Below are 22,154 nucleotides of genomic sequence, written 5' to 3'. Positions count from 1 at the left end.
GAATGGTGCTCGCGCACGTCAGTCGAGACGCGATGGCATCCAACGCGTTCAATCATTAGCACAAGATGTTTCAGCGGCGTGATTTCACGGGGATGCGCACCGCGTACCGGCCTAGCTTTCCACGATCATCTCCGGGCAATCATTCCCAGACGAAGGCGACCTTCTTCAGCGCTTTCTGCTCGAAGATCTCGACACCCTCGGCAACGTCGCGGCCGCCGGCGCCGGCATAGAAGGCCAGCGCGTTCTGGTTGTCTTCCAGCGCCCACACCACCATGCCTTTCAGGCCATGGTCGGCCAGACGCGCCCTGGCTGCCGAAAATAGCCGCCGGCCAAGACCGATGCCCTGATATTCCGGGCGCAGGTACAGTTCGTAGATCTCGCCTTGCTGCTTGAGTTCCCGGGCGCGGTTCTTGCCGATCGTCGCATAGCCGGCGATCGTGCCGCCGATTTCGACGACCAGAACGGTGGCGGCGCGGCGAATCGCATTCGCCCACCAGTCGGCGCCGCGGCGGTTGATCATCGACGTCAGCGTACGATGCGGAATGATGCCGGAATAGGCGCCGCGCCAGGCTTCCAAGTGCACTTCGGCAATGGCGCCTGCATCGCGCGGGTCGGCTTTCCGGATGTCGATCGTCAGCGTATTCATGATTTGTTAACCATAAACCCGCGTCGCCCGATTGCAAGAGTCCGGGCGGCCCGCCGGCCGCTTTCTCACAGCCGATCCTGACATTGCTGACATCGGGCAAAAGCCGTCCGGAAACAGGCCGGATCGGCAAAATGGTGTCTACCAGCAGGCTCTCAGATTTCGACCAGATGGTCGTCCAGCTCGTTGGTATCGCCTGAGGTGACCGGGAAATGCTCGGCCAGCACCGCCCCCACCTGCTCGATCGCCTTGACGAAACCATCGGCAAGCCGGTCGTCGCCGGCGTGCGCCGTGAGGTCACGCACCACGCCATCCCAGACATGCTGGCCGACCTTGGCGTCGATGCCGGAATCGGCGACCACCTCGGCATAGCGTTCGACGATCGAGACGAAGACCAGCACGCCGGTGCGCGCCGTCGTGCGGTGGACGTTGCGGGCGAGGAACTGCTTGACCGCGTTGGCGTGCGCCGCCTGATAGCGCAGCCGCCGTGGCACCATGTGGATGCGCAGGCCGGGAACCGCCCACAACAGAACCAGCACGCAGGCCAGCGCCAGCAATTGGGCGATGACGAAATGCGGCAGGCGGATGGTGAGCCACCAGGCTTCCAGCCCATGGGCGACGGCGAGGCTGACGACCAGCATGCCCAGCGTCGCCATCAAGGCGGCGGGGGCGAAATAACCGTCGCTGGCATGCGCGACGACGCAGTAGATCTCGCCGTCGGTTTTGGTTTCCGCGGCGCGGATCGCATCGGCGATGCGTTCGTGATCTTCGGGACTGATCGGTCGTGTTGCCATTGTCTCACCAGCTTCCTGAAGAACCACCACCACCGGACGAACCGCCGCCGCCCGAGAAACCGCCGCCGCTGCTGCTCGACCCGGACGACCAGCTGCTGCCGGAACTCCCCGAAGACCAGCCGCTGCTTGACGACCCCGATGTCCAGCCGCTGGAACCCGACGACGATCCGCTTGGCCCCCGGCCGTAGCGAAACGTCATGCCCAGCCATTTGTATACGCCCGGTGACAGTTTTGTGCCGAACATCGGCGGCAGGAACGCCATCGCCAGGCCACCGAAGAACATCGTCCCCCACAGGATCAGGAAGATCACGACAATCGGGTCCACTGGGTTGCTGTTGTCGGCGGGATTGCGCTTGCCGCGCGCTTCGAGCTCCTCCGGATTGCCGTCCAGCACCATCACCATATCGTCGACGGCCTTGGAGATGCCGCCGGAGAAATCGCCTGCGCGGAACGCCGGCACCATGTCGTTTTCGATGATCAGCTTGGTATGCAGGTCGGTCAGCGTGCCTTCCAGCCCATAGCCGACCTCGATGCGCATCTTGCGGTCGTTCTTGGCCACTAGCAAAAGCACGCCGTTGTTCTCACCCGCCTGGCCGAGCTTCCAGAAGCGGAACAGCCGGTTGGCGTATGGTTCGATCTCCTCGCCGTCGAGGCTGGGGATCGTCGCGACGACGATCTGGTCGGAGCCCTTTTTCTCGAAATCCGAGAGTTTTTGCGTCAGCGCAGCCTTGGTCCCGGCATCGATGATGCCGGCATTGTCGACGACACGGCCGGTCAGTGCCGGCAACTCAGCGGCGAAAACCGCGAAGCAGGACAAAAGCATCGCCAGCGCCGACAGGACAGCATGGATCACCGGGTTAAAATGGCCGGGCCTCGAAGGGTTGATGGTGCGTGTCGTCATGCTGTCACCAGCTTCCCGAGGAGCCGCCACCGCCGGACGAACCGCCGCCGCCGGAAAAGCCACCGCCGCCGCCACCTGAAGACCAGCCACCGCCGGAACTGCCCGAGGACCAGCCGCCACTAGAGGAGCGCCGGCCAGGCTCGAAGGTCATGCCGAGCCAGCGATAGCGCCCTGGGCCGAGCTTCTGGCCGAAGATCGGCGGCAGGATGGAGGCCGCGATGCCGCCGAAGAAAATGACCGCCCAGATGCCGATGAACACAGCGAAGAACAGATTGTCGGTGTTGATGGGCGGCTGCTGGTTGCGTTCGCCGCGCGCCACCAGCTCCTCCGGATTGCCTTCCAGCACCATGATCATGTCGTCGACCGCTTTGCTGATACCGCCGGAGAAGTCGCCGGCGCGGAAGGCCGGCACCATGTCGTTCTCGATGATCAGCTTGGTGTGCAAGTCTGTCAGCGTGCCTTCCAGCCCGTAGCCGACCTCGATGCGCATCTTGCGATCGTTCGGCGCGACCAGCAGCAAGACGCCATTGTTCTCCTTGGCCTGGCCGAGCTTCCAGAAACGGAACAGCCGGTTGGCGTAGGGTTCGATCTCCTCGCCGCCGAGGCTGGGGATGGTCGCGACGACGATCTGGTCGGAACCCTTGGTCTCAAAGGCGGCAAGCTTTTGCGTCAGCGCCGCCCTGGTCCCGGCATCGATGATGCCGGCATTGTCGACGACACGGCCGGTGAGGGCAGGAAGGTCGGCGGCGATGGCGGCTAGGGGGAGGAAAAGTAGGCTGGCAAGAAGCCCAAGAAGGGTGAGGTAAGCGCGAGGCCCCCCTCTCTGTCCTACCGGACATCTCCCCCTCAAGGGGGGAGATTGGCGGCTTCGCCGCCGGCTCTTAATTTGAGAGATTGAAAATTGGCGAAAGCCTAGACCACGGCTGATCTTCCGCCTTGAGGGGGGTGAGAAGTGGTTCGCGCAGCGGACGGGAAACCAATTGCTTGGCTTTCCGAACGACGAACGCCCGAAGCGACAGCGAAGGGCCGGGTCCGGCAGGACAGAGGGGGGTGTTTGCACGCCAGCGGTCCGTCATTTTTGCGGGATTTATTCCGATGACAAGTTGTCGTTCACCCGCCCTGCTTCGTGCCGAAATCGACCTTCGGCGGCTGCATCTTGTCTTCGTCGACGGTGAAATTGGCGAAGGGTTCGTTGCTGCGGAACCAGAAGGTCGCCCACAGCACGGACGGGAAGGTCTTCAGCGTCAGATTATAATCCCTGACAGCCTGGATGTAGTCGCGCCGCGCCACCGCGATGCGGTTCTCGGTGCCCTCGAGCTGGGCCTGCAGCGCGAGAAAGTTCTGGTTGGCCTTGAGGTCGGGGTAGGCCTCCGATACCGCGATCAGCCGCGACAGCGCGCTGGTCAGCCCGGCCTGGGCATCCTGGAACTTCTTGAGGGCTTCGGGATCCTTCAGCGTTTCCGGCGTCACCGTGATCTGCGTCGCCTTGGCGCGCGCCTCGACCACCGCGTCGAGCGTGTCCTTTTCATGCGAGGCATAGCCTTTGACCGTCTCGACCAGATTGGGGATGAGGTCGGCGCGGCGCTGATACTGATTCAGCACCTCGCTCCAGGCCGCCTTGGCATTTTCCTCAGCCGTCGGGATCGTGTTGTAGCCGCAGCCGGCAAGCAACGGCAGCACGATTGCCATCATCAGGAAGGCGGGCAGCGTGCGGAGTGATGGTCGAGCAAGGCGCTGGGCAAGCATGATGGGATCCCTCGGTAGAAGTTGCATGCGAAGCATTACCACAATCAGCGCGCAAGAAAACGGCCACGGGCGGCAACCGCCGGCCCGGAACGACCCGCGCCGCGCAAGGCCCTGTGATTGGCCGCACGAACGCGATAAGGTCCGGTCAAAACGGGACATCATCCATGGCAGGGCGCCAGGACAGCGACAGGGAATCACGCCGCATCCTCGAGCGCGTCGCGCAAGAGACCGATCCGGCCGGCACCTCCTTCGTGGCACGGACGACGAAAGGCGTGCGCGACCATGTTGGCGCGGCCGACGCCGACCGTACCGACCCGATCGAAGTCTGGGGCACGCGCATTGGCAGGATACTAGGCCTGCTTCTGGCGCTGGGCCTGATGGTCTGGCTTGTGCTTTTCCTCACCCGGGGCAGCTAGGAATCAAAAAACAATGAGCGCCGAAAAACCCGACGCGCCGCGTGCGGTCATCGTCATTTCCAGCCATGTCGCCCGTGGCTCGGTCGGCAACCGTGCCGCCGTCTTCGCCCTGGAGACGCTGGGCTTTCCGGTCTGGGCCGTACCCACGGTCATCCTGCCCTGGCATCCCGGCCATGGGCGGGCGACGCGCATCGTGCCGCCACTCGACCAGTTCAAGGCGCTGATGGCCGATCTCGAGCGCGCGCCATGGCTGGGCGAGGTCGGCGCCGTGCTGTCGGGCTATCTCGGCGAAGCCGGCCAGGCCGAGGCCGTCGCTTCGCTGGTCGCCACGGTCAAGGCCAGGACGCCGGACGCCGTCTACATCTGCGATCCGGTCATGGGCGATTCCGGCGGCCTCTATGTGCCCGAGCCCACCGCCGCCGCCATGCGCGACCGGCTGATGCCGATCGCCGACATCGCCACGCCCAACCGCTACGAGCTGGAATGGATGGCCGGCGCGCCGCTGCCCGACCTAAAATCGGTGATTTCGGCAGCACTTCATGCCGGGCCGTCGACGATGCTGGTCACCTCGGCACAGTCGATGATGACCGGCGGCACCGGCAACCTGCTGCTCGACGGCACCCAGGCGCTGCTCGCCGAGCACCGGCTGATCGACAAGCCGCCGAACGGCCTGGGCGACCTGACGGCGGCCGTCTACCTCGCCCGCATCCTTTCCGGCCAGCCGCCAATCAAGGCGCTGCAGTCGACCACGGCGGCGGTCTACGAAATCCTGGCGCGCACGGCAAAACGCGGCGGCGACGAACTGCAGCTCGAAACCGACGCCCAGAGCCTGTCGCACCCGATGGCCATGGTGCAGCTACGCCACCTCACACATCCGGGGCGGGACCGCCGGGCGTGATCTCTGAGGTCGCGCTTGTCGGCGCCGATGGCTGCAAGGCCGGCTGGATCGCGGTGCGGCGCAACCCCGGTTCGACACCCTCGGTCGAAATCTTCGCCAGTTTCGCGGCACTGGTTTCGGCAGTACCGGACGATGCGGTTGTCGCCGTCGACATGCCAATCGGCCTGCCCGAATTTTCCAGCAAAGGCGGACGCGGACCGGAAGCGCTGGTCAGGCCACTGCTCGGGGCGCGCCAGTCGAGCGTCTTTTCGATCCCGTCGCGCGCCGCGCTTTATGCCGATACCGATGACTTCACCACGGTCGAAGCCTGGTATGCCGCGCATCGCAGGGCAAGCGAGGTGGCCAGTGCCACATCCGACCCGCCGCGCGGCGTTTCGATCCAGGCCTTCGGCATCTTTTCGAAAATCCGCGAAATCGACGCCTTGCTGATCGCGCGGCCCGATCTGCGCGGCCGAATCTTCGAATCGCATCCGGAAGTCGCCTTCTGCCGCCTGAATGGCGATCAGGCGATGCAACTGCCGAAAAAGATCAAGGGCGCCGTCAATCCGGCCGGCATGGCGGAGCGCAAGACGCTGCTGTGCCGGCACGGCTATGCCATGGACTTCCTCGACCAGCCGCCGCCCCGCGGCGCGGCCGCCGACGATTTCCTCGATGCGGCCGTCATGATGCTGATCGCCGGCCGCATCGCCAGCGGCAAGGCCAGGCCGTTTCCGGACCCGCCGCTCACTGACGGTTTTGGCATACCGGTCGCCATCTGGGCATGACAATATTGGCGGACGTCCCGCTTATGCGCATGGCATTTATAGCTAGCCCCCACAATTCTGCATTGCTCGCGACAGGCTTTTACCGTTAGAGCCTTCTCGACCGCAAAGAGCTGCCGCCTCCAACCCCGGAAAGGCCTTAGCCGCCCATGCCTCATCTCCCCGACCATCTCCTCGCCGGCTACCGCAATTTCATGAATGGCCGCTACCTCACCGAGAGCGGCCGCTATCGCGAGCTCGCCCGCGAGGGGCAGGCCCCGGAGACGATGATCGTCGCCTGTTGCGACTCCCGCTCGGCCCCCGAAGCAATCTTCGACGCCGGGCCGGGCGAACTCTTTGTGCTGCGCAATGTCGGCAATCTGGTGCCGCCCTACGAGCCGGATGGCGAGTTCCATTCGACCTCGGCCGCGCTTGAATTCGCGGTGCAGAGCCTCAAGGTCAAGAACATCGTCGTCATGGGCCACGGCCGCTGCGGCGGCATCCGCGCCGCGCTCGACCCCAATGCCGCGCCGCTGTCCCCCGGCGACTTCATCGGCAAATGGATGAGCCTGATCGCTCCGGCTGCCGAAACGGTCTCTTCCAGCACCTTCATGACGGCAACGGAGCGCCAGACAGCCCTGGAACGCATCTCGATCCGCTATTCCATCGCCAACCTCAGGACCTTCCCTTGCGTCTCCATCCTCGAGGGCAAGGGGCGGCTGTCGCTGCATGGCGCCTGGTTCGACATTTCGACCGGCGAGCTCTGGGTGATGAACAAGGAAACCGGCGATTTCGAGCGGCCGGTGCTGGAATGAACGGTAAGGCGCGCCAGGTGAGGAACGTCCGCTCGGTCGTTTTCACGGCGGCCGCCCTGCTGATCGCGATCGTTGCCGCGCGCGCCGATGACGGCGCCATCATCAGCCGCTGGTATTCGGCGCTGCTGATCGCAGACCGCACCGAACTCGCCGACCTGCTTGCCGACGACGTCCGCATCAAGCTCGATGACCTCGGCATCGTCCAGAGCAAGCAGGAATTCATCGCCTCGCTCGATGAATGGAAAGGCGCGGTTGCAGGCGCCGCGATCCGGCACCGCATCGAAAAGAGCGAGGGCGGCGTCACCACGGTGATCGCCTGCTACGACTTCCCCGACAATGACATGCTGATGCAGGAAACCTTCGCGGTGACCGACAACCGCATCACCGCCAGCTCGCAGGCGGCCATCGCCGAAAACTGTGAAGGCTATTGAGGCGGATCGGTCAGCTGCCATATTGCGGCCTCGTGGGCCGCGCCCTACATCGGTGACATCCCTCCTTGATGCCCAGCGAAAGACCCTCCATGCCCTCTCCGAAAGCCGTCAACCTCGCCGCTCATCCGCTGACCACGTGGCAGGGGCCGCTCGGCCTGCCCGACTTCGCCCATATCGGCGACGACGATTTCTCCCCGGTCTTCGACGCGGCGCTGAAAGCGCATGAGGTCGAGATCGAGGCGATCGCCGGCAACAAGGATGCAGCGACCATCGAGAACACGCTTGAGGCGCTGGAACTCGGCGGCGAAGCGCTCGATCATGTCTCGTCGATCTTCTGGTGTCGGGCCGGCGCCTACACCAACGACGCGATCCAGGCGCTGGAGCGCGACATTTCGCCAAAGATGTCGAGACACTTCTCGGCAATCTCGATGAACGAGAAACTGTTTGCCCGCATCGACGACCTCTACCAGCGCCGCGAGAGCCTTGGCCTCGACGCCGAGACCCTGCGGGTGCTGGAGAAGACCTGGAAAGGTTTCGTCCGCTCCGGCGCCAAGCTCGATGCCGAGGGCAAGAAGCGGCTGGCCAAGATCAATGAGGAACTGTCCTCGCTCGGCACGACTTTCGGCCAGAATGTGCTGGCCGACGAGCGCGACTGGGCGCTGTTCCTCGACGTATCAGACCTTGCCGGCCTGCCGGATTTCCTGAAAAGTTCGATGGCCGAGGCCGCCGAGATGCGCGGCCAGAAGGGGCGCTACGCCGTCACTTTGTCGCGCTCGATCTACGAGCCGTTCTCGACCTTCTCGGAACGCCGCGACCTGCGAGAGATCGCCTTCAAAGCCTTCACCATGCGCGGCCAGAATGGCGGCGCTTCCGACAACACGTCAGTCGTGCGCGACATGCTGAAACTGCGCGCCGAAAAGGCCAAGCTGCTCGGCTACGCCTCCTTCGCCGCGCTGAAGCTCGACGACACCATGGCGAAGACGCCGAAGGCGGTGCACGACCTGCTCGATCCGGTCTGGGAAAAAGCGCTGGAGAAGGCCGCAGCCGACCAGAAGGAGTTGGAGCGGCTGGCAACGGAGGCCGGCAGCAACGAAAAATTCGCCGCCTGGGACTGGCGCTTCTACCAGGAAAAGCTGCGCGCGGAAAAATTCGCTTTCGACGAGGCGGAGCTGAAACCCTATCTGCAGCTCGACCGCGTCATCGACGCCTGCTTCGATGTCGCGACAAAACTCTTCGGCATCACCTTCGAGGAGAAGAAGGGCATCGTCGCCTGGCACCCCGACGCGCGTGTCTTCGTGGTGAAAAACGCCGATGGCAGCGAGCGCGGCCTGTTCCTCGCCGATTATTTCGCGCGGCCCTCGAAGCGTTCCGGCGCCTGGATGAGCGCGCTGAAGTCCGGTTATAAGCTTGGCCACGGCTCGAAGCCGATGATCTACAACATCATGAACTTCGCCAAGCCGCCGGCCGGCGAGCCGGCACTGCTGTCGGTCGACGAGGCGAAGACGCTGTTCCACGAATTCGGCCATGCGCTGCACGGCATGCTGACCGACGTCACCTGGCCGTCAGTGTCCGGCACTTCGGTCAGCCGCGATTTCGTCGAACTGCCCTCGCAGCTCTACGAACACTGGCTAACCGTGCCGGCTGTGCTGGAAAAACATGCGCTGCATGTCAAGACCGGCAAGCCGATGCCAAAGGCGCTGCTCGACAAGATGCTGGCCACGCGCACCTTCGGCGCCGGCTTCGCCACGGTCGAATTCACGTCTTCCGCCTTGATGGACATGGCCTATCACGCCCGGCCCGATGCCCCACAGGAACCGCTTCGTTTCGAAGCCGAAACGCTCGATAAGCTCGACATGCCCGACACCATCGCGATGCGCCACCGCACCCCGCATTTCGGCCATGTCTTCTCGGGCGACGGCTATTCGGCCGGCTACTATTCCTACATGTGGTCGGAAGTGCTGGACGCCGATGCCTTCGCCGCCTTCGAGGAGACCGGCGATCCCTTCAACCCGGCACTGGCCGAACGGCTGAGGAAGAACATCTACGCCGCCGGCGGCTCGAAGGACCCGGAAGAGCTCTACACCGCATTTCGCGGCAAGATGCCGTCGCCGGAAGCAATGATGGTGAAGCGCGGGCTGGTGTAGCGCCAGCCTTTCCCTTCTCCCCCTGTGGGGGAAGGTGGATCGGCGCGCAGCGCCGAGACGGATGAGGGGTGTTCCAGCGGAGTGAGGCGTTGGCGAGAGGCCCAGTCGTGGCTTGGTAAGCGATGACGCCAAGCTGGAACACCCCTCATCCGACCTCGCTTCGCGAGGCCACCTTCTCCCACAAGGGGAGAAGGAAGAACCCTACACCTTCCACGGATCCGCCACCCTTGGCCACACCGGCCGCGTCAGCTTCCTGTAGTCCGTCACCGCCGGATTACTAGGATACGAACTCGGCGCGGAGACATAAATAATCTCCGCCGCGATCGGCTCGAAGCCGGCATAAAAATGGTTGGTCGACTTGATCAGCAAGATATCCTTGCTCATCGGATCGACGCCGATATTGGAGAAAATGTCCGGCTCGAAAGTCTGGGTGCGGTTGGTGTTGAGGAGGATGTCGACCTCGGTGCCTTCGATCCGGATGAGTGCGGTTGGCCCGAGCGTCACCCGGCTCGGCCCGAAACTCTGCCAGCCCTCCGGAACGGCCTTCAGCACCTTGACGCGCGCGTCGATCGGCTCGCCAGCCAATGGCCCGGCCTTACCGCCAAAGCGCAGATCGATGACGGCTCCCTCGCCCGCCGCCTGACAGAAGGTCACGGCGATCGGATCCCAGATCGTCGCCACGCCGACATTGTTCAGGCCACGTTCCAGCATGGCGCGCAGCACGACCGTACCGTCGCCGGCAACGCCGCCGCCGGGATTGTCCCAGATGTCGGCTATCACCACCGGCTTGCCCGGATTTTCGACGCGAACAGCCAAGGCGCGATCTATGCCGTCCTCGGTGCTCAGCATCGTCATCGCCGTCTTTTCGCGCAAGGCATAGAGCTCGCGTCCCAGCCGCTCCGCCAGCGCGTCACCCTTGGCCTTGTCATTGTCGGTGACGACAAGGATGCGCGTGCCCATTTCCGGCACGTCGGCGGCCATGAAGCCGTGGACGACGGAGACCGACAGCACGCCGTCCTTGCCGTGCAGCGCTTTGATGCGGTCGACGAAGGAGCGCATCGGCTCGCGGCTGGTCGGCAGCACCTGGATCATGCGGCAGTCGAAGGTCGAGATGACAGGTTTGATCTCACCGCGCGCGGCGGCCAGCCCCAGCTCGACGACATGCTCGCCGCGTTCGTAGAAATCAGTGTGCGGGAATTCAAGGAAGTAGGCCATGATATCGGACGCCGCCACGCGCTTTGGCGTCAGATGGCTGTGCGGGTCGAACTCGGAAGCGACCACCACATCCGGTCCGACGATTGCCCGCACACGTTCCAGCAGATCGCCCTCGCAATCGTCATAGCCTTGCGCCACCATGGCACCATGCAAGCCGAGGATAACCGCATCGACCGGCAGCGCCGCCTCGAGTTGGCCGAGAATCTCGTCGCGCAGCGCCTCGAAGGTCTGGCGCTGCACCAGACCGCCGGGCTCGGCCCATGTGGCGGTGCCTTCGATCACGGTCAGGCTTTCTTTCGCCGCACGCCGCCGCAAGGCGACGATCGGCGAGGAGCACAGCGTCGGCGTGTCCGGATGCTTGCCTGGCCCGGCATAGAACGCCATCTCGAACGAGGCCCGGTCGGTCGGCACCGGCGAGAAGGTGTTGGTTTCCGTCGCCAGCGAGGCGGTGAAGATGCGCATACAAGCTCCGTGGAATGCTAAGTCTATTTGACGGCCCCGAGCGCCAGGCCTCGGACCAGGTAGCGCTGCAGCCAGATGAACAGGATCGCCACCGGCAAGGTCGCCAGCAGTGTCGCCGCCATGACGTGGTGCCACTCGATCGTGTAGCGGCCGGCGACCAGCGAAAAAACCTGGATCGGCAGCGTGTAGCTTTCCTGGCTGCGCAGCATGGTCAGCGCCACGACGAATTCGTTCCAGGCGTTGATGAAGGTGAAGATCGCCGTCACCGCGATCGCCGGCAGGCAGAGTGGCAGGAACACTTTGCGCAAGGTCAGCCAGCGGCCGGCGCCTTCCATCCAGGCGGCTTCCTCGAGATCGCGCGGAATGGTGTCGAAATAGCTCTGCAGCATCCACACGGTGAAGGCGACGTTGAAGGCCATGTAGATGAAGCCGAGCGCCGTGGTCGATTCGACCAGCCCCCAGGCCGCCATCAGCCGGAACAGGCCGAGCACCAAGACGATCGGCGAGATCATCTGCGAGATCAAAAGGAACTGGCGGAAGGCGCCATAGCCGGCAAAGCGAAAGCGCGACATGGCGTAGGCGGCGGGAACGGAGATGAGGATGGCGCCGACCGTGGCGATGACCGAGACGTAGAGCGAATTGGCTAGCGCCTGCCCAAAACCGGTGGCCACCCACATGTCGGCGAAATTCGACCAGCGGAACTCGCTCGGCCACCATGTCGGCGACAGCACCTCCTGCCGTGGCTTGACCGCGGTCAGGAACATCACCGCGAAGGGAAAGAGCGTCACCACGATCAGCGGCGCCAAAAGCAACCAGGCGATGACGGTGCGCTTGAGCTTGCTGGTCATGCGCGCTGCTCCCGCATCGCCAACCGCACATAGATCATGGTGAAGACCAGCAATATGGCGAACATCACCAAGGACACCGCGGAGGCTTCGCCGAGTTTGCCGATGCGGAAAGCGAGCTTGTAGAGGTGGGTGACCAATATGTCGGTCGAGTTGGCCGGGCCGCCCTGCGTCATCACCCAGATGATCGGGAACGAATTGAAGACGTAAATGGTGTTGAGCACGATGGCGATGTTGATGAACGGTTTTAAGAGCGGAAAGGTGATCTCGCGGAACTGCTGCAGCGGCGTCGCCCCTTCGAGCGCCGCCGCCTCGTAGAGATCGTCGGGGATCGACGACAGGCCGCCGAGGAAGATCGTTGTCGTGAACGGCACCGTCACCAATATGCCGATCAGCACCTGCATCGGGAACGCCGTCTCGGCGCTGGCCAGCCACTGGATGTTGTGGTCGATCAGGCCAAGCCCGAGCAGCGCCGAATTCAGCATGCCGCTTTCGCCGCTGAGCGCCCAGCGCCAGACCACCGCCGTCATGGTCAGCGACACCGCCCAGGGCAGCATGATGATGACGCGGGCAAGGCCACGGCCGTAGAAATCGGTGTTGAGGATCATTGCCACCGGGACCGACAGCAGCAGCGCGCCGCCGACCACCAGCACGGTCCACAGGCCGGTGCGCCAGAGTGCAGCGACGAAGTCGGGATCGGCGGCGAGTGCCGCGAAATTGGTGAGCCCACTGAACTCGCGCAACTGGCCGAAGCGGTTGACGTCATGCGTCGAAATCTGGATCAGGTCCCAGACCGGCCAGAAGATGACGACCGCCGCCAGGAACAGGCTGGGCAAGGTCAGGAGATAGGGCAGGAAACGATTTTGCATCGGCTGACCTGGCTGGCGAATCCAAAATTCGCAACGGCAAGATGTGGCGCGCCCCGCCTGAGTCTGGGGCGCGCCACGGGGCGCAGGGAGATACGCCCTATTTCTTCAGCACCGCGTTGGCCTTCGCCGCCGCGTCCTTCAGGCCTGCCTCGGGGTCGCCGCCGAGATAGATCTTCTGCATGGCGTCGGACGTAATCTGGGCGACTTCTTCCCAGCCCGGAATGACCGGCGCGAAGCGGGCGTCGGGCAACAGCGCGGTGAAGGCTGCGAGATCAGCATTGTTGACGTAATAATCCATCTTGGCCTCTTCCTTGTTCACCGGCAGGAAGCCTTCGCCTTGCGTGAACTTGGCGCGCTGCTCCGTGGTGAACAGGAAGTCCATCAGCTTCCAGGCCTCATCCTTGTTCTTGGAGTTCTTGAACATGATCATGGAATCGGTGACGCCATAGGTTCCGCGCGCGCCGGTCGGGCCGGCCGGAATGGCGGCGACGCCATATTTCAGGGTCGGGGCCTCATCCTTGATCTGGTTGGACAGGAAGGGCGCGGTGATCATCATGCCGACCTTGCCCTGCTTGAACAGGTTCTGCACATCCTCGCGGTTGTTGGAGGTGACGCCGGGCTCGGTCAGCCCCTCGTCGATCATCGACTTGTAGAGCTTGGCGGCTTCCAACGCGCCCGGCGTGCCGAGGCCCGACGTGCCGTCCTTGTTGAGGATCTCCGCGCCTTGCGACCACATGGCGTAGTAATAATAGACGTCGGTCTCGATCTCCTTGCCCTGCAGGCCAAAGCCGAATGCGCCGGTTCCCAGCGCCTTGATCTTGCGCGCATCGTCCTGCAGCTCGGTCCAGGTTGCCGGCGGCTTGGCGATACCGGCCTTCTCGAACAGCTCCTTGTTGTAATACATGGCGCGCGCCGAGGCGGCGATCGGCAGGCCGTAGGTCTTGCCGCCCATGATCGAGGGCGACAGGAAGGTGTCGATGAAGCGGCCTTTGAATTCCGGCGTGATGTAGCCGTCGAGCGGCTCGGCGACATCCTGCTGGACGAAGTCGATCAGCCAGCGTGTGCCGATGATCGACAGATCCGCATTGGTGCCGGCGGTGATGTCCGTGGTCAGTTTCTGCAAAAGCACATCCCACGGCACCACTTCGAACTTGACCGTAATGCCGGGGTTCTTCGCCTCGAACTCCTTCTTGACCGCTTCGAAATACGGACCGGTCTTGGCGCTGTATTCGGCGACGGTGACGCGCACTTCACCTGCATTCGCCTGCGCCGCGAGGGCCAGCATGCTCATTCCGGCCATCAGGCCGACAGTCCATTTGGCAAGGCTCATCTGATCTCTCCCATTGTTCCGCGCATTTGCGCTCCTTGTGCCGATGGCTGGCACAAGATTTATGTGACTTTCCTACATTATCGAGGAATTCAGCGCATGCAAGCGGATTATCATGTTGCTTAATTACATTCCTTTCAGTAGCCTGCCGGCATCTGCCAGACCTGCGGGAGGAGCAAGCGCCGTGGTTTCGAAAGCCGAATTCGAAGGCCGCACTGTCGTCGTCACCGGTGCCGGCGGCGGCCTTGGCTCGGCGATCGTCGCATTGCTGGCGGGCAGGGGCGCCCGGGTGGTCGGCTGCGACCAATCGCAGGAGGCGCTGGCAAGCCCGCACCTTGCCTCGCGCCACGTCTTCAACCTTCTCAACCGGGCTTCGATCGAGGCGGGGATCGCCGCCGTGCTGGACAAGGACGGCGTGCCCGACATCCTGATCAACAATGCCGGCTGGACGCGCGCCGAGACGATTTCCGCGCTCAATGCCGACAGAATAGAGCACGAGCTCGACCTCAATCTGACCGGTGTGATGACATTCGCCGACCCTATCGCTAAGGCGATGGCCGCGCGCGGGTCAGGCAGCGTCGTCTTCATCTCCTCCGTCAACGCCATCGCGCATTTCGGCAACCCTGCCTATGCCGCGGCCAAGGCCGGCATCAACGCCTATGCCAAGGCGATCGCCGTCGAGCTTGGCCGCAGCGGCGTGCGCGCCAATGTCGTCTGCCCCGGATCGATCCGCACCGCCGCCTGGGACCATCGCCTCGCCAAGGACCCGGAAATCCTCGGCAAGCTCAAGCGGCTCTATCCGCTCGGCCGCATCGTCAATGCCTCGGAAGTGGCCGAAGCCGTGGCTTTCCTTGCCTCGGAGCGCGCATCGGGCGTAACAGGCGTGGTGATGCCCGTGGATGCGGGGCTGACCGCCGGCTGCCTGCCGTTCATCGACGACATATTGGGAGCGTGACCATGACCGATGTCCTGTTTCGCAACCTGTCGAAATCCTTCGGCCAACACAGGATCCTCGAGAACATCGATCTCGATATCAAGACTGGCGAGTTCGTGGTGCTGGTCGGCCCATCTGGCTGCGGCAAATCCACCTTGTTGCGCATGCTGGCCGGCCTGGAGACGATCAGCTCGGGCGATCTTCTCATCGGCGGCACACGTGCCAACGATTTGCCGCCGCAGCAGCGCAACATCGCCATGGTGTTCCAGTCCTATGCGCTGTTCCCGCATTTGAAGGCCTCGGACAATATCGGCTTCGGCCCGAAGATCCGTGGCGAGAGCCGTGCCGCGATCGACGACAAGGTCAAGAAGGCCTCAGGCGTGCTCAACCTCTTCTCCTATCTCGACCGTTATCCGCGCCAGCTCTCGGGCGGCCAGCGCCAGCGTGTCGCCATGGGCCGCGCCATCGTGCGCGAGCCGTCGGTGTTCCTGTTCGACGAGCCGCTCAGCAATCTCGACGCGCAATTGCGCGTGCAGATGCGCACCGAGATCAAGGCGCTGCACCAGCGGCTGAAATCGACCATCGTCTATGTCACCCACGACCAGATCGAGGCCATGACCATGGCCGACCGCATCGTCGTGATGGATCGCGGCCGGATCCAGCAGGTCGGAGCACCACTCGAACTCTATGACAAGCCAGCCAACAAGTTCGTCGCCGGCTTCCTCGGCTCGCCATCGATGAGCTTTGTCTCCGGGGCCCTCAAGACAACGCCCGAGAAAAGCTGGTTCGAATCGGCGGGTGGCGGGCGGCTTGCGCTTGCCGGCAAGGCAGCATCCGCGGGCAATGCGGTAGAGGCCGGCATTCGGCCCGAGCATTTCATCATCGGTGAAGCCGCCGACGCCATGGCGCTCAAGGTGGATGTCGTCGAGCCGACTGGCTCTGAAACCCATGTCTATGGCGCGATTGGCACGGATACTGTACGCGCCGTGTTCCGCGATCGGGTACCGGTCAGGCCAGGTGACCTACTGCCGGTCTCGGTCGATCCCGGCAACATCCATCTGTTCGACAAAGCGACGGGCCTGCCGCTATAAGGCCTACCCCTGCGAAGGCAATGGCATGAAGACGAAGCGACAAACATGAAGACGCCGGCCGACATCATCACGCGGCTGCAGCTGATGTCGCAGGACGGCACCAAGTCGGATCGCCGGCTGGCCAGCCTTGTGCTCTCCGATCTCGATTTCGCTTCCAAGGCGGCGATCTCCGAGATTGCCGCGCGCGTCGGTGTCAGCGAACCGACGGTGACCCGCTTCTGCCGCAATCTCGGCTGCGAGGGGCTGCGCGATTTCAAATTCTATCTGGCGCAGGCCATCGCCATCGGCGGCCAGTATCTCTCGCCCGAGCCGCTGAGCCGCGACGCGCGTGAGCAGCGCATCGCCTCGGCCATCACCGAAGCCGCGATCTCGGCCATCCAGCGCGCCAGCGAGAACCTCGACATGACGACGCTGATCGCCGTCGCCGAGCGGCTTGCGACGTCGGGCAATGTGCTGTGCATCGGTTCCGGCGGCATCTCCTCGATGATGGCGACGGAGATGCAGAACCGGCTGTTCCGGCTCGGCCTGCCGGTGCTGGCGCAGATCGACGGCCAGTTGCAGCGCATGTACGCCGCCGTCGCCACTCCGGACACAACTGTGGTCGCTTTTTCGGTGTCCGGCTATGCCCGCTCGGTCATCGAGGCGGTGCAGGTCGCCCAGCAATACGGCGCCACCACGGTCGCCATCACCGCACCCGATTCGGCGCTGGCCAAGGCCGCAGACACGGTCATCCATTTGCAGCCGCTCGAGGACGGCAACATCTACAAGCCGACATCGTCGCGCTACGCGCTGCTGGCAATCGTCGACATGATCGTGACATCGGTTGCCGAGACGCGCGGCCCGAAGGTGCTGGAGAATTTGCGCCGCATCAAGCAGAGCGTGCACGCTGAAGGTTGATGATCCACGGCTGCCGCTGGGGGATTGAGTGCGACCGGGGTGATTGCGCCGAGCTAAGGCCCCCTCGGCAAACCGGGCTTCGGGCCGAGCGCCTCAACGCGCTGCGCCAGCGTCTCCGGATCACCCGCGACATGCAGCGTCTTGAGCCGCGCCGTGCCACCCGCGACCACCGAAACAGCCGACGCCGGCACACCCAGCGCCTTGGCGACCAACTTCTCCAGCGCTTGATTGGCGGCGCCGTTCTCCGGCACGGCACGGACCCGCGCCTTGAAATGGCTTCGCCCGTCCGCCGATGTTTCGACGCCTTCCAACCTGTCCACGGAAGATTTTGGTGTCAGCCGCATGAACAGGTCGATGCCGTTCTCGCGGATGCGGAGCGGCGCACTCATACGGTCGCCGGGCTCACAGCACCAGCGGCGCTATCGTGGTCAGAATGAACTGCCTGATGAAGAACAGGATCAAGAGCAGGATGATCGGCGAAATATCGATGCCGCCAAGGTCGGGCATGAATCGACGGATCGGCCGCAGTGCCGGCTCGGTCAGCCGATAGAGCATGTTGCCTATGCTGCCGACGAACTGGTTGCGCGAATTGACGACGTTGAAGGCATAGAGCCAGGAGAAGATCGCCGAGGCGATGATGATCCACCAATAGAGGTCAAGCGCCATGACGATGGTTTGAATGAGGGCGAGCATGCCGGTCTCCAATTGTTGCCGACATGTAGCCATTGCGCGCCAAACCGGCAAGGGCCGCCGGCCGGTGGGCTAGGCAACAAGGATTTCGGCAAAACGCCGCCTTGACATAAATCCGCCGCGCCCGATAAATGCGCCATCCGTTGGACGGGGCTGTAGCTCAGCTGGGAGAGCGCGTCGTTCGCAATGACGAGGTCAGGAGTTCGATCCTCCTCAGCTCCACCACCGGATCATCTCGAAGTTTTGGTTGTCTCTGACAGATAGGGCCCGCGCAGAGGGCAAGGCGTGCTCGATTGGCACCGCATCCTGACGCCTGTTCATTGATCTTGTCGCGCGCGCTACCCAATTCCCGGGCACGACAGGTTCACTCGGCAGTATTCTCCTTGCGATGCCGTCCCTGTTCCTCGACCGCTTTCAACCGCACGACTGAAACCGAACAAAAGGCCCGCGCCACGACTTTGGTCGAGACGCTGCCAAGGTGCCGGCGAATTGCCGAGGAAGACCGGGCACCGACGACGATATGTCCGACGTCGTTGTGCTCGGCATAGTTGAGGATCGCATCGGCGGGGCTGACAGCCTCCAGCACATGATAGCTGATGCGGTCCTCCGGCATATGCAGCGGATGCGCCCAGTCCTTCAATGCCACGAGCCGCTTCACGTAGGCCGAGCTTCCTGATTCGTCAGTCGCCGGCGTGTCGCCGATGATCTCGGTCTTCAGCACAGTCACGCAGGCCAGCCAGGAATCCTCCCTCGACGCTAGCACACGCGCGGTTTCATTCAGTACCTCGCGTGCCAGCGCATCGCTTCCGTTGGCCAGATCGACGGCGGCGAGGACAATTGATGGCCCAGCTTGCCCCCTCGGACCTGCCGGTCTTCCCACAAGCGATTTGTCGTCCACCTTGCGAAACAGATTGGCGATCGCGGCCCACATCCCCTTCTCCGGGCGCGCGCGCCCCCTGGCGACCACGACCTGGTCGGGGTTCCGGAGATCGGAGAGGACATGCGCCGCCTCGCTATATCGCCGAGACCTGTCCACCTCCATGCACCGCAGGATGATGGCCTCCAGCCAGCGTGGGATGGCGTCGTTGATGTCTCGCGGTGGCCTGGGGGCATGATAAAGCCTGCGCTTCATCCCTGCGAAAGTCGCCGGACGTCCGAACGGCTCTTCGCCGGTAGCCAGTTGATAGAGGATGCAGCCCAGCGCAAACACGTCGCTTGCCGGATCGGATCTCTCGCCGAGCACCTGTTCAGGTGAAATATAGGCGGCGGTGCCCATCGGCACGGAGCTTTCCGCGCCGAGAAGATCGGGGAGCTCCGCGTGCCGGGCGAGCCCGAAGTCGAGCAGCACCGCGCCGCGCGTGGCAAGGATGATGTTCTCGGGCTTGAGATCGAGGTGAACCACCTTCTGCCGATGGAGGGCGGCGAGCGCCTTGGCGATCTCGACCCCGAACCTTGTCACCTCGTCCGCTGGCCGTGGCGCATTGTCGATCTCGTCCGCCAGGCTCCGCCCGGTCACGAACTCCATCGCTATGTAGGGAACTTCGGCGAGGCTGCCGGATGCGGCGAAGCGCGGCACATGCGGCCCCGTCAGGCGCTTGAGGATCAGCTCTTCCGTCTCGAAGCCGAGAATGACGGAAACATCGGCGCCTGGATCGAGAAAGGGGATTTTCAGCACAAGCGGGAAGTCAAACCGCGGATTGGTCGCCCGCCAGACTCCCGCCATGCCACCGGACGGAAGCCTTTCCACCAACTCGAAACCATCGATCTCCGTCCCTGCTTCAAAGCGCTGCATCGATCGTCTCCAGCAAAACTAGCGGCCGATCTTCAACCGCATGCCGAGCCACGCCGGCAGACCGGCGGCCTTGATCTTGCGTTCCGTCTCTTCGTGATCATAGGGAACCCGCACCATGGTGACCTCGCGTCGATCCGTATCGACAACAGCAAAGCACGCCGCCGGATTGCCGTCGCGGGGTTGGCCGACCGCGCCGACGATCACCAAATGCCGCGCAAGAGCGGACAAAGGCGCCGCCACATTGTCCAACGGCTGAAAATGGATCGGCCGGCGGCCGGGCAGCGCATAGTAGACGGCTGGAATGTGGGTGTGGCCGCAGAAAATGAAACGAGCGTCGCTTGAAGACAGGCAGCGTTCCGCCGCGTCGACGTCGCGTATGTAAAGCCATTTTGCCGGCCGCTCCGCGCTGGCGTGCACATACAGTCGGTCTTCGGATTGCAGCGAAAGTGGCAGCCGCGCCAGGAAATCGAAATGCGCCGGTGCGAGGCGCTCGCGGGTCCACTGGACGGCGAACCGTGCGTTCTCGGTCATGTCGGTCCGGTTCAGCACCACGGCCTCGTCGTGGTTGCCAAGAACGCAAAGCGCGCCCTGAGCAATCAGGCCAGCAGCTTTCTCGACCACATGGACGGGATCAGGCCCATAACCAACCAGGTCGCCCAAGAGTACCAGCTGGTCTGGCCCAAGCTTGTGCACAGCATCGAGCACCGCGTCTAGCGCCTCACGATTGGCATGGATGTCGGACAGGATCGCGACGCGCATTCGACATAATTCCGACGACGGGCAACCATCGCAAGGCACTTGCCACGAATGATTTGATCCGGCTCAGTATCACCATGCGCGCCGCCAGGCTGGAAAACCAGACCCCGGCCACGAGGCTGCCCACCTATTGCACATTGCGGACGATCCAGGCCAAGAGGCCTTTGTCGATGCGAGGGATGCCGGCGCGCTGCCGGATCAACTCGGCGGAATACTCTTCCCGTGACTGCCTGGATACGAACCCCTGTTCGACCGCCGTCTTGTAGGCCGCCCGCAAGGCATGAAAATCCTTCGTACACAGAAGCGGTCTTGAATCCCCTTTTCCCATATGGATCAATCTTACGACAGACGTGGGTACCCCCAGCCCTCGACCAACCCTAGCGTCATCACGACGCGAAACCTTCGACTTGAATCAAGCTCGGCCAGCCGGGGAGGCGGTAATGTCCTGCATCAACCGTTGCTCTATGGAGAGCAGGCGTCTGGTGGCTTCATGCAGATTTCGGATTCCCACGGAATCAGTTCGGGGCAACGGTACTCACGATCGGTTATGGCAATCGATTTCCGATACTCGCGACAGGGGCGCTACGGCGTTTGCCGCCGCGATCGCACGATATTTCGTGCGGCAACGTCCATCGAATCAGGATCAATGGTTCTGCGCCTGGCGCATTGAGCAAAGGGGCGTCAATTGGACTTATGGCGATGGCCGCTGCCGGAATCGGCGCTATTTTTTTTGAAAGCCATCCCATTAGACTGGCGTTCTCAAATCAGTTTTTTCTGTGTGTTGTGACAAGGCGTTTCGGCGGGGGCGACCGAAGGCGCTATATGGATTCCTGAGTCGAAATGAAGAATTCGCCTGTGAAAGCAAAGACGTGTCCATTCGCGAGAACCTCGCTGCAAATCTCAGACGGCTCTGCAAGGACCATGCCTCCGTTAGCGCGGTATGCCGTGAGTTGGGTATCAACCGCACGCAGTTCGAGCGTTACCTGCAGGGGCAGACCGTACCGAACAAGGCCACTGCCAAGCTGATCTGCGACTACTTCCGCATCGACGAAGCGGAACTCTACCAGGACCCTGGTGCCCCCGAGCCCAGGGACCCCGGCCTGCCGCCGATTTCCGAAAGCCTGTTCAACCAGATGATCCGCCCACCCGCGCCATCGATCGCGGGCGGCACCTATTTCACCTACTTTTCGATCCCGGCCCGTTCCGACCTCTTGATGCGGTCGGTGACCTTCGTGCGGCGCGAAGCCGAACTGGTCACATTCCGCCGGGTGACCGGATGGTCGGAGCGCCGTGGCTCCACATGGGCGCGGGCGCGCGGCAACCACTATGGCGTGGCGATCTCGCGCCTGAACTGGATCTATTTCAGCGGCGTCAACCGACGCCAGACCGGCGAACCCTCGCTGATCTCCGTGCAGTGGGCGCCCATCTCCGAACCGGTGCTGATGGGCAAGGCCATGCTTCTGACCGAGGCTGGACCGGCATTCGTATCGGTCATCATGCGGCAGGATATGTCCGGTATCCGGCCACGACATGCGATCCGCATGGCGCATGTCATCAAGCCTGACGATCCGAGCATCGATCAGCTCGTCGTCAGCCTCGCCCGGGACGGGTTGGGCTAGCTGTCCGGTTACGCTAAATAAGAATAAGAATATCCCGAAAAAGCGTATGCTAGCGACTGCCTACTCCATATCTGAGCAAAATCGATATTTTAGACTTTAACGCCAAGAAAGATATTTTAGACCACGTTG

General features: G+C 63.2%; 22 protein-coding genes, 1 tRNA gene and 1 pseudogene. 11 read left to right on the top strand and 13 right to left on the bottom strand.

The window, feature by feature from the left end; all coding sequences use genetic code 11:
- Positions 1–139 precede the first annotated feature (139 nt).
- The 5 genes from AC04SF_RS31440 to AC04SF_RS31420 form a co-directional block, all read right to left on the bottom strand.
- A complete protein-coding gene (locus tag AC04SF_RS31440; RefSeq protein WP_010912199.1) occupies positions 140–646 on the bottom strand; it encodes a GNAT family N-acetyltransferase in 507 nt (168 codons plus the stop codon).
- Positions 647–798: 152 nt separating this feature from the next.
- Positions 799–1,437 (bottom strand): TPM domain-containing protein, encoded by a 639-nt coding sequence (locus tag AC04SF_RS31435; protein ID WP_096451450.1) that lies wholly within the window; start codon positions 1,435–1,437, stop codon positions 799–801.
- A gap of 4 nt (positions 1,438–1,441) precedes the next feature.
- Positions 1,442–2,338 (bottom strand): TPM domain-containing protein, encoded by an 897-nt coding sequence (locus AC04SF_RS31430; protein WP_488480945.1) that lies wholly within the window; start codon positions 2,336–2,338, stop codon positions 1,442–1,444.
- 4 nt (positions 2,339–2,342) lie between these two features.
- Complete coding sequence (locus AC04SF_RS31425; protein ID WP_096451454.1) at positions 2,343–3,188, bottom strand: TPM domain-containing protein; 846 nt, start codon at positions 3,186–3,188, stop codon at positions 2,343–2,345.
- Positions 3,189–3,448: 260 nt separating this feature from the next.
- The gene (locus AC04SF_RS31420) at positions 3,449–4,084 is read right to left on the bottom strand and encodes a LemA family protein (protein ID WP_202352300.1); all 636 of its coding nucleotides are present in this window, start codon (positions 4,082–4,084) and stop codon (positions 3,449–3,451) included.
- Between the two features lie 164 nt (positions 4,085–4,248).
- Here AC04SF_RS31420 and AC04SF_RS31415 point away from each other — a divergent pair, with 164 nt between their 5' ends.
- The 6 genes from AC04SF_RS31415 to AC04SF_RS31390 all read left to right on the top strand — a co-directional run bounded on the left by AC04SF_RS31415 (position 4,249) and on the right by AC04SF_RS31390 (position 9,528).
- On the top strand, positions 4,249–4,500 hold the full coding sequence (locus tag AC04SF_RS31415; RefSeq protein WP_096451458.1) for a hypothetical protein: 252 nt from the start codon (positions 4,249–4,251) through the stop codon (positions 4,498–4,500).
- A gap of 13 nt (positions 4,501–4,513) precedes the next feature.
- Positions 4,514–5,398 (top strand): pyridoxal kinase PdxY, encoded by an 885-nt coding sequence (gene pdxY / locus AC04SF_RS31410; protein ID WP_096451460.1) that lies wholly within the window; start codon positions 4,514–4,516, stop codon positions 5,396–5,398.
- Entirely contained in the window at positions 5,395–6,162 is a 768-nt protein-coding gene (locus AC04SF_RS31405) for a DUF429 domain-containing protein (protein ID WP_488480944.1), read from the top strand. The genes pdxY and AC04SF_RS31405 overlap by 4 nt, the downstream gene beginning before the upstream one ends.
- A gap of 146 nt (positions 6,163–6,308) precedes the next feature.
- Positions 6,309–6,953, top strand: a complete 645-nt coding sequence (locus tag AC04SF_RS31400) for a carbonic anhydrase (RefSeq protein WP_095204325.1) — start codon at positions 6,309–6,311, stop codon at positions 6,951–6,953.
- Positions 6,950–7,384 carry a nuclear transport factor 2 family protein gene (locus AC04SF_RS31395; protein WP_488480943.1) on the top strand — a complete coding sequence of 145 codons (435 nt, stop codon included), beginning with the start codon at positions 6,950–6,952 and terminating at the stop codon, positions 7,382–7,384. Before AC04SF_RS31400 ends, AC04SF_RS31395 begins: the two co-directional genes overlap by 4 nt.
- An 89-nt stretch (positions 7,385–7,473) precedes the next feature.
- Positions 7,474–9,528 (top strand): M3 family metallopeptidase, encoded by a 2,055-nt coding sequence (locus AC04SF_RS31390; RefSeq protein ID WP_488480942.1) that lies wholly within the window; start codon positions 7,474–7,476, stop codon positions 9,526–9,528.
- 201 nt (positions 9,529–9,729) lie between these two features.
- Here AC04SF_RS31390 and AC04SF_RS31385 read toward each other — a convergent pair whose 3' ends face one another.
- From AC04SF_RS31385 to AC04SF_RS31370, 4 genes are all read right to left on the bottom strand, one after another.
- Complete coding sequence (locus AC04SF_RS31385) at positions 9,730–11,205, bottom strand: M81 family metallopeptidase (RefSeq protein WP_488480941.1); 1,476 nt, start codon at positions 11,203–11,205, stop codon at positions 9,730–9,732.
- A 23-nt stretch (positions 11,206–11,228) separates the two neighbouring features.
- Positions 11,229–12,053: a carbohydrate ABC transporter permease gene (locus AC04SF_RS31380; RefSeq protein WP_488480940.1), complete on the bottom strand. Its 825-nt coding sequence runs from the start codon at positions 12,051–12,053 to the stop codon at positions 11,229–11,231.
- The gene (locus tag AC04SF_RS31375) at positions 12,050–12,919 is read right to left on the bottom strand and encodes a carbohydrate ABC transporter permease (protein WP_488480939.1); all 870 of its coding nucleotides are present in this window, start codon (positions 12,917–12,919) and stop codon (positions 12,050–12,052) included. Before AC04SF_RS31375 ends, AC04SF_RS31380 begins: the two co-directional genes overlap by 4 nt.
- A 97-nt stretch (positions 12,920–13,016) precedes the next feature.
- Complete coding sequence (locus AC04SF_RS31370; protein ID WP_096451474.1) at positions 13,017–14,249, bottom strand: ABC transporter substrate-binding protein; 1,233 nt, start codon at positions 14,247–14,249, stop codon at positions 13,017–13,019.
- A gap of 181 nt (positions 14,250–14,430) precedes the next feature.
- Between AC04SF_RS31370 and AC04SF_RS31365 the strand changes: the two genes are divergently transcribed.
- The 3 genes and pseudogenes from AC04SF_RS31365 (at position 14,431) to AC04SF_RS31355 (ending at position 17,196) form a co-directional block, all read left to right on the top strand.
- Positions 14,431–15,201: an SDR family NAD(P)-dependent oxidoreductase gene (locus tag AC04SF_RS31365; RefSeq protein ID WP_488480938.1), complete on the top strand. Its 771-nt coding sequence runs from the start codon at positions 14,431–14,433 to the stop codon at positions 15,199–15,201.
- Between the two features lie 2 nt (positions 15,202–15,203).
- Entirely contained in the window at positions 15,204–16,271 is a 1,068-nt protein-coding gene (locus AC04SF_RS31360; RefSeq protein WP_488480937.1) for an ABC transporter ATP-binding protein, read from the top strand.
- Between the two features lie 45 nt (positions 16,272–16,316).
- A pseudogene (locus AC04SF_RS31355) lies at positions 16,317–17,196 on the top strand (MurR/RpiR family transcriptional regulator).
- 25 nt (positions 17,197–17,221) lie between these two features.
- Here the strand turns inward: AC04SF_RS31355 and AC04SF_RS31350 are convergent.
- Entirely contained in the window at positions 17,222–17,557 is a 336-nt protein-coding gene (locus AC04SF_RS31350; protein ID WP_488480936.1) for a DUF167 domain-containing protein, read from the bottom strand.
- 13 nt (positions 17,558–17,570) lie between these two features.
- Positions 17,571–17,861, bottom strand: coding sequence for a YggT family protein (locus AC04SF_RS31345; protein WP_027053128.1), 291 nt, complete (start codon positions 17,859–17,861; stop codon positions 17,571–17,573).
- Positions 17,862–18,007: 146 nt separating this feature from the next.
- Between AC04SF_RS31345 and AC04SF_RS31340 the strand changes: the two genes are divergently transcribed.
- Positions 18,008–18,083: transfer RNA gene (locus AC04SF_RS31340), tRNA-Ala, on the top strand.
- Positions 18,084–18,222: 139 nt separating this feature from the next.
- Here the strand turns inward: AC04SF_RS31340 and AC04SF_RS31335 are convergent.
- Together AC04SF_RS31335 and AC04SF_RS31330 are read right to left on the bottom strand one after the other, a co-directional pair.
- Positions 18,223–19,650 carry a protein kinase domain-containing protein gene (locus AC04SF_RS31335; protein ID WP_488480935.1) on the bottom strand — a complete coding sequence of 476 codons (1,428 nt, stop codon included), beginning with the start codon at positions 19,648–19,650 and terminating at the stop codon, positions 18,223–18,225.
- Between the two features lie 18 nt (positions 19,651–19,668).
- Positions 19,669–20,409, bottom strand: a complete 741-nt coding sequence (locus AC04SF_RS31330) for a metallophosphoesterase family protein (RefSeq protein ID WP_488480934.1) — start codon at positions 20,407–20,409, stop codon at positions 19,669–19,671.
- Between the two features lie 866 nt (positions 20,410–21,275).
- On the opposite strand from AC04SF_RS31330, the gene AC04SF_RS31325 reads away from it, so the two are divergent.
- Positions 21,276–22,025 (top strand): helix-turn-helix domain-containing protein, encoded by a 750-nt coding sequence (locus AC04SF_RS31325; RefSeq protein WP_488480933.1) that lies wholly within the window; start codon positions 21,276–21,278, stop codon positions 22,023–22,025.
- Positions 22,026–22,154: the final 129 nt, after the last annotated feature.

The sequence above is a fragment of the Mesorhizobium sp. CNPSo 4671 genome (assembly GCF_057784245.1).
The sequence above is the reverse complement of the archived record's forward strand: the minus strand, read 5'-3'. Positions and strand labels throughout refer to the sequence as shown.

Excerpts from the sequence above, each read along its gene's own strand:
- AC04SF_RS31390 (WP_488480942.1), top strand. The coding sequence starts at position 7,474 with ATGCCCTCTCCGAAAGCCGTCAACCTCGCCGCTCATCCGCTGACCACG.
- AC04SF_RS31330 (WP_488480934.1), bottom strand. The coding sequence starts at position 20,409 with ATGCGCGTCGCGATCCTGTCCGACATCCATGCCAATCGTGAGGCGCTA.
- AC04SF_RS31370 (WP_096451474.1), bottom strand. The coding sequence starts at position 14,249 with ATGAGCCTTGCCAAATGGACTGTCGGCCTGATGGCCGGAATGAGCATG.
- AC04SF_RS31400 (WP_095204325.1), top strand. The coding sequence starts at position 6,309 with ATGCCTCATCTCCCCGACCATCTCCTCGCCGGCTACCGCAATTTCATG.
- AC04SF_RS31430 (WP_488480945.1), bottom strand. The coding sequence starts at position 2,338 with ATGACGACACGCACCATCAACCCTTCGAGGCCCGGCCATTTTAACCCG.
- AC04SF_RS31375 (WP_488480939.1), bottom strand. The coding sequence starts at position 12,919 with ATGCAAAATCGTTTCCTGCCCTATCTCCTGACCTTGCCCAGCCTGTTC.
- AC04SF_RS31350 (WP_488480936.1), bottom strand. The coding sequence starts at position 17,557 with ATGAGTGCGCCGCTCCGCATCCGCGAGAACGGCATCGACCTGTTCATG.
- AC04SF_RS31420 (WP_202352300.1), bottom strand. The coding sequence starts at position 4,084 with ATGCTTGCCCAGCGCCTTGCTCGACCATCACTCCGCACGCTGCCCGCC.
- AC04SF_RS31345 (WP_027053128.1), bottom strand. The coding sequence starts at position 17,861 with ATGCTCGCCCTCATTCAAACCATCGTCATGGCGCTTGACCTCTATTGG.
- AC04SF_RS31380 (WP_488480940.1), bottom strand. The coding sequence starts at position 12,053 with ATGACCAGCAAGCTCAAGCGCACCGTCATCGCCTGGTTGCTTTTGGCG.
- AC04SF_RS31360 (WP_488480937.1), top strand. The coding sequence starts at position 15,204 with ATGACCGATGTCCTGTTTCGCAACCTGTCGAAATCCTTCGGCCAACAC.
- AC04SF_RS31335 (WP_488480935.1), bottom strand. The coding sequence starts at position 19,650 with ATGCAGCGCTTTGAAGCAGGGACGGAGATCGATGGTTTCGAGTTGGTG.
- AC04SF_RS31385 (WP_488480941.1), bottom strand. The coding sequence starts at position 11,205 with ATGCGCATCTTCACCGCCTCGCTGGCGACGGAAACCAACACCTTCTCG.
- AC04SF_RS31415 (WP_096451458.1), top strand. The coding sequence starts at position 4,249 with ATGGCAGGGCGCCAGGACAGCGACAGGGAATCACGCCGCATCCTCGAG.
- pdxY (WP_096451460.1), top strand. The coding sequence starts at position 4,514 with ATGAGCGCCGAAAAACCCGACGCGCCGCGTGCGGTCATCGTCATTTCC.
- AC04SF_RS31435 (WP_096451450.1), bottom strand. The coding sequence starts at position 1,437 with ATGGCAACACGACCGATCAGTCCCGAAGATCACGAACGCATCGCCGAT.
- AC04SF_RS31395 (WP_488480943.1), top strand. The coding sequence starts at position 6,950 with ATGAACGGTAAGGCGCGCCAGGTGAGGAACGTCCGCTCGGTCGTTTTC.
- AC04SF_RS31440 (WP_010912199.1), bottom strand. The coding sequence starts at position 646 with ATGAATACGCTGACGATCGACATCCGGAAAGCCGACCCGCGCGATGCA.